This window comes from Kribbella sp. NPDC050124 (assembly GCF_044460355.1).
GTDB lineage: Bacteria > Actinomycetota > Actinomycetes > Propionibacteriales > Kribbellaceae > Kribbella.
Window position 1 is genome coordinate 575,216 of sequence record NZ_JBITJU010000002.1, and the last position, 13,405, is coordinate 588,620.

Below are 13,405 nucleotides of genomic sequence, written 5' to 3' on the forward strand. Positions count from 1 at the left end.
GCCCGAGCCACCTCCACCGCCGGTGCCTCGACAACCTGCGTAACCCTGAACATCCCAAACCTCCTGGTGTGAACCAACCTGACCGCATGACTGTGCCGCGAGGCGTTTACGGTTTCTCTCCGCTGCACCGTGCGGGAGCGCTAGGGTCGGCTCATGAAGTCGTCGATTTCGCCTGTGCGATGGACACCGCCTGCCGCGCCGCCGAAGCGGGAGCCGACCGGGATCGAGGTGCAGACGGTCGCGTTGCCGGGGGACGGGCCGGAGGACACGCTGATCGACGACGACGGCAGTGTGCTCACCGGGCTGTACGACGGCCGGATCCTGCGCGTCAGCGCGGACGGGAAGACGATCACGACCCTCGCCGACACCGGCGGTCGGCCGCTCGGGCTGGAGTGGCTGCCGGACGGGAAGGTGCTGATCTGTGACGCGAACCGTGGACTGCTGACCCTCGACAACGACGGCCGGATCGCGACGCTGCTGTCCGAGGTCGACGGCCGGCCGATGCGGTTCTGCAACAACGCGGACATCACCCCCGACGGGACGATCTACTTCACCGACTCCTCGACGCGGTTCGGCGTCGACGAGTGGATGGCGGACCTGCTCGAGCACTCGACGACCGGGAGCGTGTACCGCCTGACTCCGGACGGCGAGCTGACGCTACTGGCCACGGGCCGGGCCTTCCCGAACGGCGTGGCGCTGAGTGGTGACCGTCGTACGCTGTTCTGGGCCGAGACAGCGGCGTACGGGCTCTACAAGCTCGACCTCACCACCGACGGTGCCGCGCCGGTGCTGGTCGCGGAGATCCCGGGACTGCCGGACAACATCGCGCGCGGGTCCGACGGGCTGATCTGGGTGACGATCGGCTCACCGCGGAACGCGCTGCTGGACTTCCTGCTGCCGAAGCTGCCGGTGCTGCGGACGCTGGTCTGGAACCTTCCCGAGGCGCTGAAGCCGAAGGCGGCCGACATCATCGAGATCCAGGCGTACGACGATACCGGCACGCTGGTGCACGATCTCCGCGGCCACCACCCGAACTTCCACATGCCCACCGGAGTCCGCGAACGCGACGGCCACGTCTGGCTGGGCAGCATCGGCACCAACACCCTCGCCACCTTCCCAACCCCCGCCCGCGGCTAGTGCCTCGTCAAGCAATATCGCCGCGGAACCGAGGCGCCTCCATCGGGTCCGTCCTGCGAAGTACGGCGCCCGATGTCGGAGGATTTTCGTCACATGCGCACCAAAACCCGCCAGGGTTGGCTGCAAAACCCGCCTAGGACCAGCGCCGGGTGGCGACCCTCAGGTCTCTTCCCGCCCCCGCCTGTCAACCACCCTGGAGTGGGTCAGCCCACCGGAGGGGTGGTTGCCCAACCAGAGTCCGGTGGGCAAACCCGCACTCTGGTTGGTTGACCCACCAGAGGGCCGAGATCACCGCAGGAGCCGGGACCTGCGAAGGCGGCGGCGCGGCTGGGTGTTACGACCTCAACGTTGCTTGCCGCGCTAGGTGTTGCGGGTCAGGAGGTTTCGCTGATCAGCGGATCTCGTTGTCGGGGTGGTCGCTGTCGTAGGACTCGCGGGCGCGGGCGATGTGGGCCCGGTGTGCGAGTGACCAGTCGGCCAGTGCCTTGACGAGGTGGGTCAGGCTCGTGCCCGTCTCGGTGAGCCGGTAGTCGACCTGGGCCGGCACGGTCGGATACACGGTCCGAAGGACCAGACCGTCTCGCTCCAGCCGGCGCACCGTCAGGGTCAGCATGCGCTGGGAGATCCCGTCGATGGCGCGCTGAAGTTGCCGGAAGCGCCGCGGGCCGTTGGCGAGCTCGACGATGACGAGGACCGACCACTTGTCACCGACCCGATCGAGGACGTCGCGGATCCCGCAGTCGGGGTGGTCCTGCTGTCCGCAGGGTTCGAGTTGAGCGGGTTCAGCGGTTACCTCGGTGTGCGTCACTGACACGAAACTGCCTCCTTGTGGGCCGACCTGGGCCGGTTGAAGATCTCTCCGTAGTTACTGAAGAGAACCACGGTAGGAGACAGAACCACAATGATCATGGTGACCGGCGCGAACGGACAGCTTGCCTCTCTCACGCTCCAGGAGTTGGCTGAGCGCCACGTGCCCGCCCTGGGCGGCACTCGATCGCCCGCAACAGGGCAGCGGCGACTTGATTTCGACGACCCCGTGAGCCTCGACCTCACCAGCGTTTCTACGCTGGTCCTCGTCTCGGCGGGGTATGCCGAGGACGACCAGGTCATCACCCGTCACCAGGCAGCTCTGGACGCAGCGGTGCGCGATGGCGTGAGCCACGTGGTCTACACCAGCCTGACCGGCGACGGTGACCACCTCGGCTTCGCGCTCGCCCATCGGGCCACCGAGCAGCTGATCAAAGCCAGTGGACTTGGGTGGACGATCCTGCGCAACGGGCTCTACGCCGAACTCTTCGGGGCGCTCCTGACCTGGACCGCTGATGGCGTGGAATCGGCGTTCGGCGACGGAGCGCTCGCCGCTGTGGCGCGGGCGGACCTGGCCGCGGCCGCAGCCATCGTGGCCGGCAATCCGACCGCGCACACCGGCAAGACCTATGACCTGGTCGGCGAACCGATCACCGCCGTCGGCATCGCCGAATCCCTCGGAGTCGCACACCGGGCCGTCGGGCTCGGGGAGTACCGGGCCCAACTCCTCGCTGACGAGACGCTGTTGCCGTTTCAGCCACCGATGCTCGCCTCGATCGCGACCAGCGTCCGCCACGGGTTCCTCAGCACCACCAGCCCCGACCTCACCCAGCTACTCGGCCGACCGCTCACCGACCCGCTCACCGTCGCCACCGACACCGCGGCCGCGATGCGCCCCGACGCCGGCTGACACAGATGGTCCGCCGCAACGCGTGACTGTCATCGAAGGCCGCACGGCTAGGGAGCGGCCTGGGCTGGGGGTGTCCAAGGGTGACTGCGTTCGGCGGATTGCCCGTGCGGGCTGTCCGGCCAGGCGACCGGATGCGTTGCGGCGCCGGCGCGGCCGGGTTGCCTGCGGGCCGCAGCGACTGCTGCGACCAACGCCTCCTGAGTGAGCTTGGCGTTGTAGCGGCTGGTGACCCAGTCTCTCGCGGCGAGCCGGAGCGGGTCGTGTGCCGATACGTCGACGAGGGCCAGCGCACGATCGGCGAGTAGGTGCGGGCGGGCGTCGGGGATCTCCCAGGTACCGGGCGCTTCGAAGAGTTCCACGCCGCCGCCGGCCGGGTAACCGACGACGAGGCAGCCGGCCGACAACGCCTCGGCGACGGGCAGGCCGAAACCTTCGGAGATGCCGAGCGCGATGAACACCGACGTCTCGCCGAGGGCTTCCGCGACCTGCTCCTCGGTGAGCCCTGAGAGGGGGAGGAGGTCGACATCCTGCGCTCGCGGGTCGTTGCGCAGGATGCGCTCGATGATCGTCGACTCGAGTGGGCGACGCCGTGGCATCCAGGCGATCCGCAGTACGGCGCGATCGCCGGGGCGGAAGAGTTCGCCGTCGACGGGATTGGGGATGTGGCTGAGCGGGAGGTACGGGTGGACCCGGGCCAGGACGTCCATGCTCTCCCGGGAGACCGCCCAGACGTGCGGCGCCGGATCCCAGCCCGGGTAGTTCTCGGTGTCGCGCCACGACCAGAACGTGAGGAAATGGTTCTGGTTGAAGATGACCTTCCGGGCACCGGGCGCCGGGTCGACTCCCGGGAGCAGGTAGAGCTCGGGCACCACGAGTACGTCGTCCGCGCTGAGCTCGAGGTGGTCGCCGGACAGCATCGGCAGGGAGTTCGCGAACCACGGGATGCGGTAGTCCGGAGTCCGGCACCAGATGGCCGCGTCGATGCCGGCCTCGAGCAGGAGTTCGACGTGATGGGCGATGACTCGGACACCGCCGCCGGGTGCCTCCGGTTCCTTGACTGCGTAGATGACGCGGCTGCTCACGTGGCGGTCACCAAGGTACGCATGGCCGGGAAGCCTAACGTTTGCCAGGGGCAATCGGCCCTTCCAACGTACGAGCGCCGGCCAGGCCGTCGGAAGACGATGCTGGCCGGCGCGCGGTGCCCACAGGTCAGGGCTTTGGCGGGGGTACCTCTCCCGGCGGCTGTGGGGACTCCGGGACCTCGGTGCCGGAGGTGTCGTGGCCGTTGCCCGAGACAACCAGGGTGAAGTCGTCACCGTGGTTGCTGACGCCCTCGATGACTGCCGCTTCGACCGCCTCCGAGCCGATCGCGTGCCGCAGCATCAGCGGATCCGTACGCAGGTCCTTCGCCAGCGAGACCGCGAGCCCGACCATCACCAGCGCGAACGGCAACGCCGCCACGATGGTCAGGTTCTGCAGGCCTTGGAGTGCCTCGGACCCGCCACCACCGACCAGCAGCATCACGGCGGCCACGGCGCCGGTAAGGACACCCCAGAAGATGACGACCGGTTTCCGGGGTTCGATCGCGCCGCGTTCGGACAGCGTGCCCATCACGATGGACGCCGCGTCCGCGCCGGAGACGAAGAAGATCGCCACCAGCAGCACGACCACGATCGTCGTCACCGCGGTCAGCGGAATGTGGTCGAGCACCCCGAACAGCTGGCCCTCGGTGGTGGACTGACCGGCCACGTCGACCCCATTGCGCTGCAGGTTGATCGCCGTACCGCCGAAGATGCAGAACCAGACCAGGCTGACCAGCGACGGCACCAGCAGCACGCCGGTGACGAACTGCCGGATGGTGCGCCCGCGGCTGATCCGGGCGATGAACATGCCGACGAACGGCGTCCAGGAGATCCACCAGGCCCAGTAGAAGACGGTCCAGCCGGACAGCCACTCGGACATCGCGTCGCCGCCGCTGGCCTCGGTCCGCGCCGCCATCTCGGCCAGGTCGCGGAAGTAGTCGCCGATCGCGGTCGGGACCAGGTTGAGGATCAGCACGGTCGGGCCGGCGACGAACACGAAGAAGGCCAGCACGACGGCCAGCACCATGTTGATGTTGGACAGCCACTGGATGCCCTTCGCGACACCGGACACCGCGGACGCGACGAACGCCGCGGTCAGTACGGCGATGACGCCGACCAGCAACGCGTTACCGGTCTTGTCCAGCCAGCCCAGGATGTGCACGCCGGAGCCGATCTGGAGCGCGCCCAGGCCGAGCGAGGCGGCCGAGCCGAACAGCGTCGCGAAGATCGCGAGACCGTCGATCACCTTGCCGATCGGTCCCTCGGTCCGGCGGCCGAGCAGCGGCGCGAACGCAGAGCTGATCAGCTGCGAGCGCCCGCGCCGGAAGGTGCCGTAGGCAATGGCCATTCCGACGACGGCGTAGATCGCCCACGGGTGCAGGGTCCAGTGGAACAGCGTGGTCGCCATCGCCGTCTCGAGCGCGGCGGACGACCCGGCTTCGACAGTGCCCGGCGGCGGGCTGGTGAAGTGGGTGAGCGGTTCGCTGACGCCGTAGAACATCAGGCCGATGCCCATGCCGGCGCTGAACATCATCGCCACCCAGGACACGGTCTTGAACTCGGGCTCCTCGTCGTCGCGCCCGAGCGGGATCCTGCCGTACCGGCCGGCCGCCAGCCACAGCACGTAGACGACGAAGGCGGAAGCCAGCAGGACGAACAGCCAGCCGGTGTTGGTCTCGACCCAGGTCAGCGCCGAGGTGGACGCCGTACCGAGGCCGGATGCGTCGGCGAAGCCCCAGGCGACGAAGGCCAGGGCGATGACCGCGGTGACGCCGAAGACGACGCGGTCGAGGCCGGAGCCGCGACTTCGGCTGCCGGGCGGTGGGGGTGCTGCGATCGCGGGGTGTTGTGCATGATCGGGGTTCGTGTTCTCGGTCGGGCTGTCGACATCGATCGCCACGGGTGAATCACGCCTCGCTTCGGCGCGCCTCCGTTTCTTGTTGGTAGGGGGACTGCCTCAAGACCGTGTCGAAGTTCGTGGCAAAACGCAACAATCGTGGTTTCGGACACACCAGGTTTAGGGTTCCCTACATGCGATTCGGGATCACGATCCTGCCGGAGTACCGGTGGAGCGAGGCGGCGCCGCGGTGGCGGCGGGCCGAAGAGTTCGGGTTCGACCACGCGTGGACCTACGACCACCTGACCTGGAGCGGCCTGCAGGACGCACCGTGGTACGGGACGACGCCGACGCTGACCGCGGCGGCCCTGGTCACGTCGACGATCAAGCTGGGCACGTTCGTGACCTCGCCGAACTTCCGGCACCCGCTCGCGCTGACCCGCGACATCCTGGCGCTGGACGACGTCTCGAACGGCCGGTTCCTGTGCGGGGTCGGTTCGGGCGGCGGGATCGACACCACGATCCAGGGTGGCGCCGACCTGAGTCCGCGGCAGAAGGTGGACCGCTTCGAGGAGTTCGTCGTACTGCTGGACAAGCTGCTGACGACCGACGGCGTCGACTTCAAGGGCGAGTACTTCGAGACGCGCAACGGCCGGACATTGCCCGGGTGCGTGCAGCAGCCGCGGGTGCCGTTCATCATGGCGGCGAACGGTCCGCGGTCACTGCGACTGGCAACCAGGTACGGCGCCGGCTGGGTGACGACCGGCGTGAAGTCGCCGGACTTCGACACGTGGTTCGCGTCAGTCGTCGACCTGAGCCACCGCCTGGACGACGTACTGGAAGGTCAGCCCTTCGACCGCTACCTCGCCCTCGACTCGGCCCGCTTCTCGCTCAGCAGTGTCGACGCCTTCGAGGACGTGGTCGGCCGCGCCGCCGACCTCGGCTTCACCGACGTCATCAGCCACTGGCCCCGCGCCGAGGGCGTCTACGCCGGCTCCGTCGACGTACTCGAGAAAGTGGTGGGGGAGGTCATTCCCCGTTGGCGTTCGCGCGGACCCAGGCGGGGATGACGTACCAGAAGAGGGTGAACCAGACGAGGACGATCGCGGTGATGACGATCGCGACGCCGCGGGAGAGGACGACGTCCAACGCGAGCAGCACGCCGCCGGCCATCGCGACGACGAGGAAGACGAGACCGGCGGACGCCATGTGCCCGGCGATCGGCAGCATCCGGTCGCGCAGCTTCTGCTGGTAGACGACGCGGTGGAACGACACCGGCGCCAGGAACAGGCCGACGGCCAGCGCGGAGGCGATCAGGGTCCCGGCGTACACGTCGTGGGTGAAGGTGTCCGCATCCTGGAACTTGGCCTGGAAGGCGATGCTCAGCAGGAAGGCGAACAGGATCTGGGTGCCGGTCTGCGCCAGCCGCAGTTCCTGCAGCAGTTCGTTCCAGTGCCGGTCGAGCCGCTCGGTCCGGTGCTCACCGTCGCGGTCGTACCGAGCCTCACTGTCGGTCATGTCCGTGCCGGTACCCCTGCACGAAACGGTAAAGGGGCCGCACACCGGTCGGTGTGCGGCCCCTTCACTTCAGTTTCTCGAAGGGTGATCTGAACGGATCAGATCGGGCGGATGTTCTCCGCCTGCAGGCCCTTCTGGCCCTGGGTGATCTCGAACTCGACCCGCTGGTTCTCGTCCAGCGAACGGAAGCCCGACATCTGGATGGCCGAGTAGTGCGCGAACACGTCCGCGCCACCGTCATCCGGGGTGATGAAGCCGAAGCCCTTGTCAGCGTTGAACCACTTGACAGTACCGACAGCCATTTGTGTCTATCTCCTCGATGGCTTGTAACAATCCGCGACCCACACCTCATGGGCCACGCGTCGCCGAAAGGCCCCAGACGACAGACCGGCCATGCAGCACAGCAAAAGTCAGGGAGTCCAAAACTGCAACGCGATAACTGTAGCCGTTATCCGGCCGGGTGGTAGGGGTGACCGAGAACACGTGTCGCTAATAGTCGCCGCCCGCCACGTTCCGTGAACACCTCGAAACAGGCCCGAAACGGCCCGCCGGGACCACGAAATCCCGCGCCGACCTGCTCGTTCGCCGCCGCGACCGGCCGCCGGACCGTTCCAACGTGGGACTCTGCTCGGTACGCCGGGTGATCGACGCGCGAACCTGATCGATAATTCGGGCGTGTCGCGCGGCTCTGGACAATCGTTGCGCGGACCGCCAGGGTGAGCCCGGAGGAGGCACGGTTGATCGTCACAGTGACCCGCAGCGGAGGGTTCGCCGGCCTGATGGCACACGGTGAGCTCGACACCACGTTCCAGCCGGACGCGGCCCGGCTGGAGGCCGCCGTCCGCGCGCTGGACCAGGCCAGGCTCGGTTCCGGCATGCCCCAGCCGGACCGGTTCGTGTACCGGGTCGAGGTGCGTGACGCGCCGGGCTCGCCCGCCACGCACCTCACCGTCGCCGAGCAGGACCTCGACCAGACCACCGCCTGGCTGCTCGACCGCGTCCTGGAGCCCTAGCGCCAGGCGATCTCCGGCGCGCGGTAGAAGTTCACGCTCAGCGCGTCCCACCGCGACCCCTGGCCGGCCAGCCGGTCCTTGTACGTCGGCCAGTCGAGCGCGGACGCCGGTGACCAGCCGAGCTCGGCGATCCCCGGCAGCCGCGGGAAGGCCATGAACTCGACCTTGTCCACCTCGTCGAGCGTCTCCGACCACAGCGGCGCCTCGACACCGGCGATGGCATCCGCCGGCAGGTCCGGGATGAGCGTCGACGGGTTCCAGCTGTACGACTTCTCCACACTGACCAGACCGGCCCACGACAGCCCGTACGGGGTGTCCTTGTGGTACTTCATGTCCAGGTACGCACGGTTGGCCGGAGACAGCACCACCTTGGCCCCCTGAGCCGCGGCTTGGCGTGCGAGCCCCTGCGACCGCGCGTCGTCGGTACCCCAGTACTGAGCGATACTGCCGGCGGGCAGCGGGGTCTCAGCGATCTCCTGCCAACCCATCACCCGTTTGCCGTGCTTCGCGACCAGTGCGGACGCCTTCGGCACGAACGTGAGGTAGTCCGAGTGCGGAGTCGAGTGCGCCTCGTCCCCACCGAGGTGCAGCACGTCGCCGGGCGCCTGCCGCGACACCTCCCGGAACACGTCGTCCAGGAACGTGTACGTGATGTCCTTGCCGACGCACAGCGAGCTGAACCCGACGGCGGTGCCCGTGTAGAGCGGCGGCGCCACCCCGTCGCAGTTCAGATCCGCGTACGACGCCAGCGCCGCGTTGGTGTGGCCGGGAGTGTCGATCTCCGGGATCACGGTCAGGTACCGCTCGGCGGCGTACCGGACGATCTCGGCGAAGTCGGCCTTGGTGTAGTGGCCGCCGGGTGTGCCGCCGACCTCGAGGCTGCCGCCGTACGTCGTGAGCCGCGGCCAGGAGTCGACCTGGATGCGCCAGCCCTGGTCGTCGGACAGGTGCAGGTGGAACTTGTTCAGCTTGTACAGCGAGGCGAGGTCGAGGTAGCGCTTGACCTCGGCCACGGAGAAGAAGTGCCGGGACACGTCGAGCATCGCCCCGCGGTACGAGTACCGCGGCGAGTCGGAGATCGTGGTGCCCGCGATCTCCCACGGGCCGTTCTGCCGCGTACCGGCGTCAGCCTTGGCGGGCAGTAGCTGGCGCAGAGTCGTGACGCCGCGGAACAGACCCTCGGGCGTGGCCGCGGTGACTGCTACGCCCGAGCGGTCAGCGCGGAGTTGGTAGCCCTCAGCACCAAGCGAGCTCGAGCCGTTGGTGGACAGGGTGATCGCGCCGGCGCCCGGCTGGACGGGCAGCGGGTAGCCAGTGGACCGGCGCAGTTGCGTAGTGAGCTGGTCGGCCACTCGGTGGGCGGCCAGGCGCTCCTTGGAGCTGGTGATCACGCCGACCGTGCTCCAGGACCGCAGCGTGAACATCTGGCCGTGCAGTGCCTGCTGCGACACCGGCTTGGGGATGAGGGCAGGTGCTGGTGGCGCACTGGCGGCCGCGGGACTACTGGCAACCAGGGGAGTGGCCAGCAGGGCGACGGTGAGGAGGGCTATGAGTGGACGACGGGGGCGGGCTAGTCGCTTCATGACCGGAAGTGTTCGCTTGCTTACTCTCCGGGTCAAGATCTTGCAAGGGTCTCAGCCATATTTGTGGGCCATGGCGATCGCCTGTGGCACGTAGCTGCCACCGAACAGCACCACGTGCGTCAGCAGCGGGTGCAGCCGGTGCAGCCCGACCCGGTCCCGCCAGCCATCCGCGAGCGGACGCACCTCGCCGTACGCGCGAAGCACTCGTTCGAGCTGTGGAAGCCCGAAGAGGCCCAGCATGGCCAGGTCGGTCTCGCGGTGGCCGCCGTGTGCCGCGGGATCGATCAGGTGGACGCCGTCGGTGCACCAGACGACGTTGCCCGACCAGAGGTCACCGTGGATCCGGCTCGGCTGTTCGGACGGGTCGTCGTACGTCCCGGCCTCCAGGCGGATGCAGACCTGCTCGAACACCTGCAGTTGGTGTCCGTCGATCGTGCCCTGGTTGTACGCCGACCGCAGGTACGGCCGGAGCCGCAGGTTCGCGTAGAACTCGCCCCACGACTTCACCGGCTCCCGGGTGTGCGGGAGCCGGATCGTGCCGATGTAGCCGTCGGTGTCCCAGCCGTCCGGCGGTACGCCGAAGTGCCTGGCGCCGGCGTCGTGCGTCACAGCCAGCCGCCGGCCGAACTCGTCGGCCGCGGCACCGGTCGGTGGAGCCAGCTCGAGCCGGACCATACTCAGGTGACTGGGGGAGACGTCCAAGGGCTCCGCAACCGGCACTCCACCGCGTACGGCGAGCCAGCGCAGCCCGGCCGCCTCGACCTCGAAGAATCCCGGTGGCGCGTCATGCCGCCTCTTGACGAACTCGACAGGCATCCTCGCACTCTTGCATCAACCGGCGGCCTCGGGCCAGCACCGGCTCGTCCGCTGTCATCGCCGTCAGTGCGACGATCGCGAGCAGGCCGCCGACCAGTGCCACGCTGCGTACGCCGGTGTTGTCGAGCAGCACGCCACCGATCAGCCCGCCGGCCGCGATCCCGACGTTGAACGCCACGTTGGTCCCGGCCGACGCAAGGTCCAAGCTCCCCGGAGCCACCAGCAGTGTCCGACTGAGGATGCCGACTGCCAGCATGCTGAAGGCCATCCCGACGAGCGCGATCAGCAACACCGTCGGCGCCTGCTCGTGCCCGACCGAGTACAGGCCCAGCAGTGACGCGCCGACCAGTGCCAGCGGTAGGACGACCGCAACCCACGGGTCGCGCTCGATGAGCCGTCCGATGAGCAGCGTCCCGGCCAGGCCGCCCAGCCCGCACGCGAGCAGGATCGGAGCGAGAGCGCCCGTGCCGAAGCCGCCGACGTCCAGCAGGAACGGCGTGACGTAGGTGTTGAACGTCAGGAAGCCAGCCACTCCGACTGACGTGCTGGCCACGAGCACGCCGTACCGGCGATTGCCACGAGCAGTCCCGCGGCGAGGGGCGGTCTCCTCTGCGCTGCTGTGAGGCAGCAGGGCCAGGACAGCCAGACCGGTCGCTGCAGCGACGACGGCCATCAGTGCGAACGGCAGCCGCCAGCCGGCCTGCTCACCGAGCCAGGTGCCGAGCGGGATGCCGACGACCGGAGCGAGCGCGGAACCGATCGACAGCTTGGCGACCACCCGGCCGCGGAGCGCCGGCGGGAACAGTCCGGTCGCGATCGGGAAGATGATCGACCAGAAGAGTGCGTGCGACAGCGCAGTCAGCAGCCGCCCGACGAGCAGGACCTCGTACGTCGGTGCCGCCGCAGACACGGCCGCGCCGACGGCCATCAGGCCGAGTGTGGCGCCCAGGACGAGCCGCCGGGGGAGTCCGAGGGTGAGCCGGGCCAGCGGGATGGCGGCCAGCGCGACGAGCACGGCGTACCCGGTGACCAGCAGGCCGATCTCGGAGCGGGACCGCCCCAGGTCGGCCGCGATCACCGTGAGCAGGCCGATCGGCAGGATCTCGATCGTCACGTAGGAGAAGGTGCCGGCTCCGAGCGCGGCGAGCACGGCCTGGGTTCGGCGGGACGTGTTGACCATGACGTCACCTGTGATTCCAGTAAAGGGGGTAATAGTGGTAGCATCTCATGTATGGCTGAGGACCGCAATGACGAGCTCCGGATCGTCGGAGGGCATCCCGCCCTCGAGTTGGTGAACACGGTGACGCCGCGCGTGCCCGGTGGCGTGGAGGACGAGCGCGACTACCTTCCAGGCCCCGATGAGCTGCTGGCGTGGAGTCGCCGTACCGGGTTGCTCGCCGAGGCTGAGGCGGATGCTGTCGGCGCGGCGTGGGGCAGTGCGCCGGGTGTGGCCGAGCAGGTGCTGCATGCGACGGTCGAGATCCGCGAGGCCGTCTACACGGTGCTGAGCCGGCGTGATCAGGCCGCCGAATTCGCCGCTGCGCTTGAGCTTCTGACGCTTCGGTGGTCCGCGGCCGCGGCACGCTCGGTGCTCGTGCCAGGTGGCGCTGTCGCCGACTTGATGGTCGGTACGTCGCCGGCGTCGATGATCCCGGATCGGTTGGTCAGCGCCGCTGTCGAGCTGGTGCGGACCGTCGACCTGCGGCAGTTGCGGGCCTGTCCGGTCGACGAGGGCGGCTGCGGCTGGCTGTTCCTCGACCGCAGCCGGAACGGGTCGCGCCGCTGGTGCTCGATGGAGGACTGCGGGACCAGGGCCAAGATCCGCAAGCTCAGTGAGAAGCGCCGATCTGCTTCCACCGTCTGACGGTTTGGCAGGTACGCTCACCGTCCGCAATCGCATGACCCGTCAAGGAGGCGTGTCGAAAGATGCGAAGTGTCCGTCCGACCTGTCATCGTAGGCGGCCGGGCCTTCCGACCACGACGGGCCTGGCCGGTCCTGCCCCGGACAGGGGCGGGCAGTTGAAACAGAAGCTGGAGGACAGATGACGCAGGTGGCAGAGCAGCCGGGCAGTACTGCCGGGCGGCTCGGCTCGGTGGTGCTGGATTGCCCGGACCCACTCGAGCTCGCCCAGTTCTACTCGGCGCTGCTGGGGCTGGAGATCGACGAGAACGGTGACGACGACTGGCGGAGCCTCACCGGCCCCGGCTCGTCGCTCGGGTCCTCGACGCTGGCCTTCCGGCGCTCGGAGGAGTTCGTGCCGGCGACCTGGCCCGGCACCGACGCGCAGGATCTCCATCTCGACCTCATCGTCGAGGACCTTTCCAGCGGCCACGCCAGCGTGACCGCGCTGGGGGCCGAACCGCTCGACCCCCTGGACCCACCACCCGCCGAGAACGCCCGCGGCTGGCGTATCTACGCCGACCCCGCAGGCCACCCGTTCCGAATCTGCCTGGAGTAGGAACAACTGCCTGGATCGACAGCCCGCCCCGGCCACCTGGCCGGGGCGGGCTTGTGCTGTCTCAGGACCACTCGCCGCTGCCGGTGAACGGGGTTGCTGGCAGCAACAAACGATCCGGTCGCGGTGATCGCCGAGCGGTGTGGGTTCGCGAGCCAGTCGTACTTCAGCCGCTGTTTCGCCGCCGCACACGAGCTGTCACCGCGGGAGTTCCGGCGTCGTTCCCAGCGCGCGTTCGTGCCCTAG

15 protein-coding genes are annotated in these 13,405 nt (G+C 68.7%); 7 read left to right on the forward strand and 8 right to left on the reverse strand.

All coding sequences use genetic code 11. The features are described from left to right. Positions 1–153 precede the first annotated feature (153 nt). Positions 154–1,137, forward strand: a complete 984-nt coding sequence (locus tag ACIBL3_RS09610; RefSeq protein WP_396352828.1) for an SMP-30/gluconolactonase/LRE family protein — start codon at positions 154–156, stop codon at positions 1,135–1,137. A gap of 391 nt (positions 1,138–1,528) precedes the next feature. On the opposite strand, the gene ACIBL3_RS09615 is transcribed toward ACIBL3_RS09610, so the two are convergent. Beyond that, positions 1,529–1,951 (reverse strand): winged helix-turn-helix transcriptional regulator, encoded by a 423-nt coding sequence (locus ACIBL3_RS09615; RefSeq protein ID WP_396352829.1) that lies wholly within the window; start codon positions 1,949–1,951, stop codon positions 1,529–1,531. Positions 1,952–2,038: 87 nt separating this feature from the next. Between ACIBL3_RS09615 and ACIBL3_RS09620 the strand changes: the two genes are divergently transcribed. Beyond that, positions 2,039–2,854, forward strand: coding sequence for an NAD(P)H-binding protein (locus tag ACIBL3_RS09620; protein WP_396352830.1), 816 nt, complete (start codon positions 2,039–2,041; stop codon positions 2,852–2,854). A gap of 47 nt (positions 2,855–2,901) precedes the next feature. Here the strand turns inward: ACIBL3_RS09620 and ACIBL3_RS09625 are convergent, their stop codons facing one another. Then, positions 2,902–3,936, reverse strand: a complete 1,035-nt coding sequence (locus ACIBL3_RS09625; RefSeq protein ID WP_396352831.1) for a glycosyltransferase — start codon at positions 3,934–3,936, stop codon at positions 2,902–2,904. Positions 3,937–4,063: 127 nt separating this feature from the next. Further along, positions 4,064–5,836, reverse strand: a complete 1,773-nt coding sequence (locus ACIBL3_RS09630; protein ID WP_396352832.1) for a BCCT family transporter — start codon at positions 5,834–5,836, stop codon at positions 4,064–4,066. Between the two features lie 131 nt (positions 5,837–5,967). Between ACIBL3_RS09630 and ACIBL3_RS09635 the strand changes: the two genes are divergently transcribed. After that, positions 5,968–6,843 carry an LLM class flavin-dependent oxidoreductase gene (locus ACIBL3_RS09635; RefSeq protein ID WP_396352833.1) on the forward strand — a complete coding sequence of 292 codons (876 nt, stop codon included), beginning with the start codon at positions 5,968–5,970 and terminating at the stop codon, positions 6,841–6,843. On the opposite strand, the gene ACIBL3_RS09640 is transcribed toward ACIBL3_RS09635, so the two are convergent. Then, positions 6,803–7,291 carry a DUF6328 family protein gene (locus ACIBL3_RS09640; RefSeq protein ID WP_396352834.1) on the reverse strand — a complete coding sequence of 163 codons (489 nt, stop codon included), beginning with the start codon at positions 7,289–7,291 and terminating at the stop codon, positions 6,803–6,805. The genes ACIBL3_RS09635 and ACIBL3_RS09640 overlap by 41 nt on opposite strands. 98 nt (positions 7,292–7,389) lie before the next feature. After that, positions 7,390–7,593 carry a cold-shock protein gene (locus tag ACIBL3_RS09645; RefSeq protein WP_360533635.1) on the reverse strand — a complete coding sequence of 68 codons (204 nt, stop codon included), beginning with the start codon at positions 7,591–7,593 and terminating at the stop codon, positions 7,390–7,392. A 435-nt stretch (positions 7,594–8,028) separates the two neighbouring features. Between ACIBL3_RS09645 and ACIBL3_RS09650 the strand changes: the two genes are divergently transcribed. Beyond that, a complete protein-coding gene (locus ACIBL3_RS09650; protein WP_396352835.1) occupies positions 8,029–8,304 on the forward strand; it encodes a protealysin inhibitor emfourin in 276 nt (91 codons plus the stop codon). Here the strand turns inward: ACIBL3_RS09650 and ACIBL3_RS09655 are convergent. The 3 genes from ACIBL3_RS09655 to ACIBL3_RS09665 are packed head-to-tail and all read right to left on the reverse strand — an operon-like array spanning position 8,301 to position 11,883. Beyond that, positions 8,301–9,887, reverse strand: coding sequence for a beta-N-acetylhexosaminidase (locus ACIBL3_RS09655; RefSeq protein ID WP_396352836.1), 1,587 nt, complete (start codon positions 9,885–9,887; stop codon positions 8,301–8,303). The genes ACIBL3_RS09650 and ACIBL3_RS09655 overlap by 4 nt on opposite strands. A gap of 51 nt (positions 9,888–9,938) precedes the next feature. Next, positions 9,939–10,703, reverse strand: a complete 765-nt coding sequence (locus ACIBL3_RS09660) for a fructosamine kinase family protein (RefSeq protein WP_396352837.1) — start codon at positions 10,701–10,703, stop codon at positions 9,939–9,941. After that, complete coding sequence (locus ACIBL3_RS09665) at positions 10,672–11,883, reverse strand: MFS transporter (RefSeq protein ID WP_396352838.1); 1,212 nt, start codon at positions 11,881–11,883, stop codon at positions 10,672–10,674. Before ACIBL3_RS09665 ends, ACIBL3_RS09660 begins: the two co-directional genes overlap by 32 nt. Before the next feature lie 51 nt (positions 11,884–11,934). Here ACIBL3_RS09665 and ACIBL3_RS09670 point away from each other — a divergent pair, with 51 nt between their 5' ends. From ACIBL3_RS09670 to ACIBL3_RS09680, 3 genes are all read left to right on the forward strand, one after another. Further along, the gene (locus tag ACIBL3_RS09670) at positions 11,935–12,567 is read left to right on the forward strand and encodes a CGNR zinc finger domain-containing protein (RefSeq protein WP_396352839.1); all 633 of its coding nucleotides are present in this window, start codon (positions 11,935–11,937) and stop codon (positions 12,565–12,567) included. 178 nt (positions 12,568–12,745) lie between these two features. Beyond that, positions 12,746–13,162, forward strand: coding sequence for a VOC family protein (locus tag ACIBL3_RS09675; RefSeq protein WP_396352840.1), 417 nt, complete (start codon positions 12,746–12,748; stop codon positions 13,160–13,162). Between the two features lie 93 nt (positions 13,163–13,255). Continuing rightward, positions 13,256–13,405 carry a helix-turn-helix domain-containing protein gene (locus ACIBL3_RS09680; protein ID WP_396352841.1) on the forward strand — a complete coding sequence of 50 codons (150 nt, stop codon included), beginning with the start codon at positions 13,256–13,258 and terminating at the stop codon, positions 13,403–13,405.

Excerpts from the sequence above, each read along its gene's own strand:
- ACIBL3_RS09610 (WP_396352828.1), top strand. The coding sequence starts at position 154 with ATGAAGTCGTCGATTTCGCCTGTGCGATGGACACCGCCTGCCGCGCCG.
- ACIBL3_RS09620 (WP_396352830.1), top strand. The coding sequence starts at position 2,039 with ATGATCATGGTGACCGGCGCGAACGGACAGCTTGCCTCTCTCACGCTC.
- ACIBL3_RS09635 (WP_396352833.1), top strand. The coding sequence starts at position 5,968 with ATGCGATTCGGGATCACGATCCTGCCGGAGTACCGGTGGAGCGAGGCG.
- ACIBL3_RS09640 (WP_396352834.1), bottom strand. The coding sequence starts at position 7,291 with ATGACCGACAGTGAGGCTCGGTACGACCGCGACGGTGAGCACCGGACC.
- ACIBL3_RS09645 (WP_360533635.1), bottom strand. The coding sequence starts at position 7,593 with ATGGCTGTCGGTACTGTCAAGTGGTTCAACGCTGACAAGGGCTTCGGC.
- ACIBL3_RS09655 (WP_396352836.1), bottom strand. The coding sequence starts at position 9,887 with ATGAAGCGACTAGCCCGCCCCCGTCGTCCACTCATAGCCCTCCTCACC.
- ACIBL3_RS09660 (WP_396352837.1), bottom strand. The coding sequence starts at position 10,703 with ATGCCTGTCGAGTTCGTCAAGAGGCGGCATGACGCGCCACCGGGATTC.
- ACIBL3_RS09665 (WP_396352838.1), bottom strand. The coding sequence starts at position 11,883 with ATGGTCAACACGTCCCGCCGAACCCAGGCCGTGCTCGCCGCGCTCGGA.
- ACIBL3_RS09670 (WP_396352839.1), top strand. The coding sequence starts at position 11,935 with ATGGCTGAGGACCGCAATGACGAGCTCCGGATCGTCGGAGGGCATCCC.
- ACIBL3_RS09675 (WP_396352840.1), top strand. The coding sequence starts at position 12,746 with ATGACGCAGGTGGCAGAGCAGCCGGGCAGTACTGCCGGGCGGCTCGGC.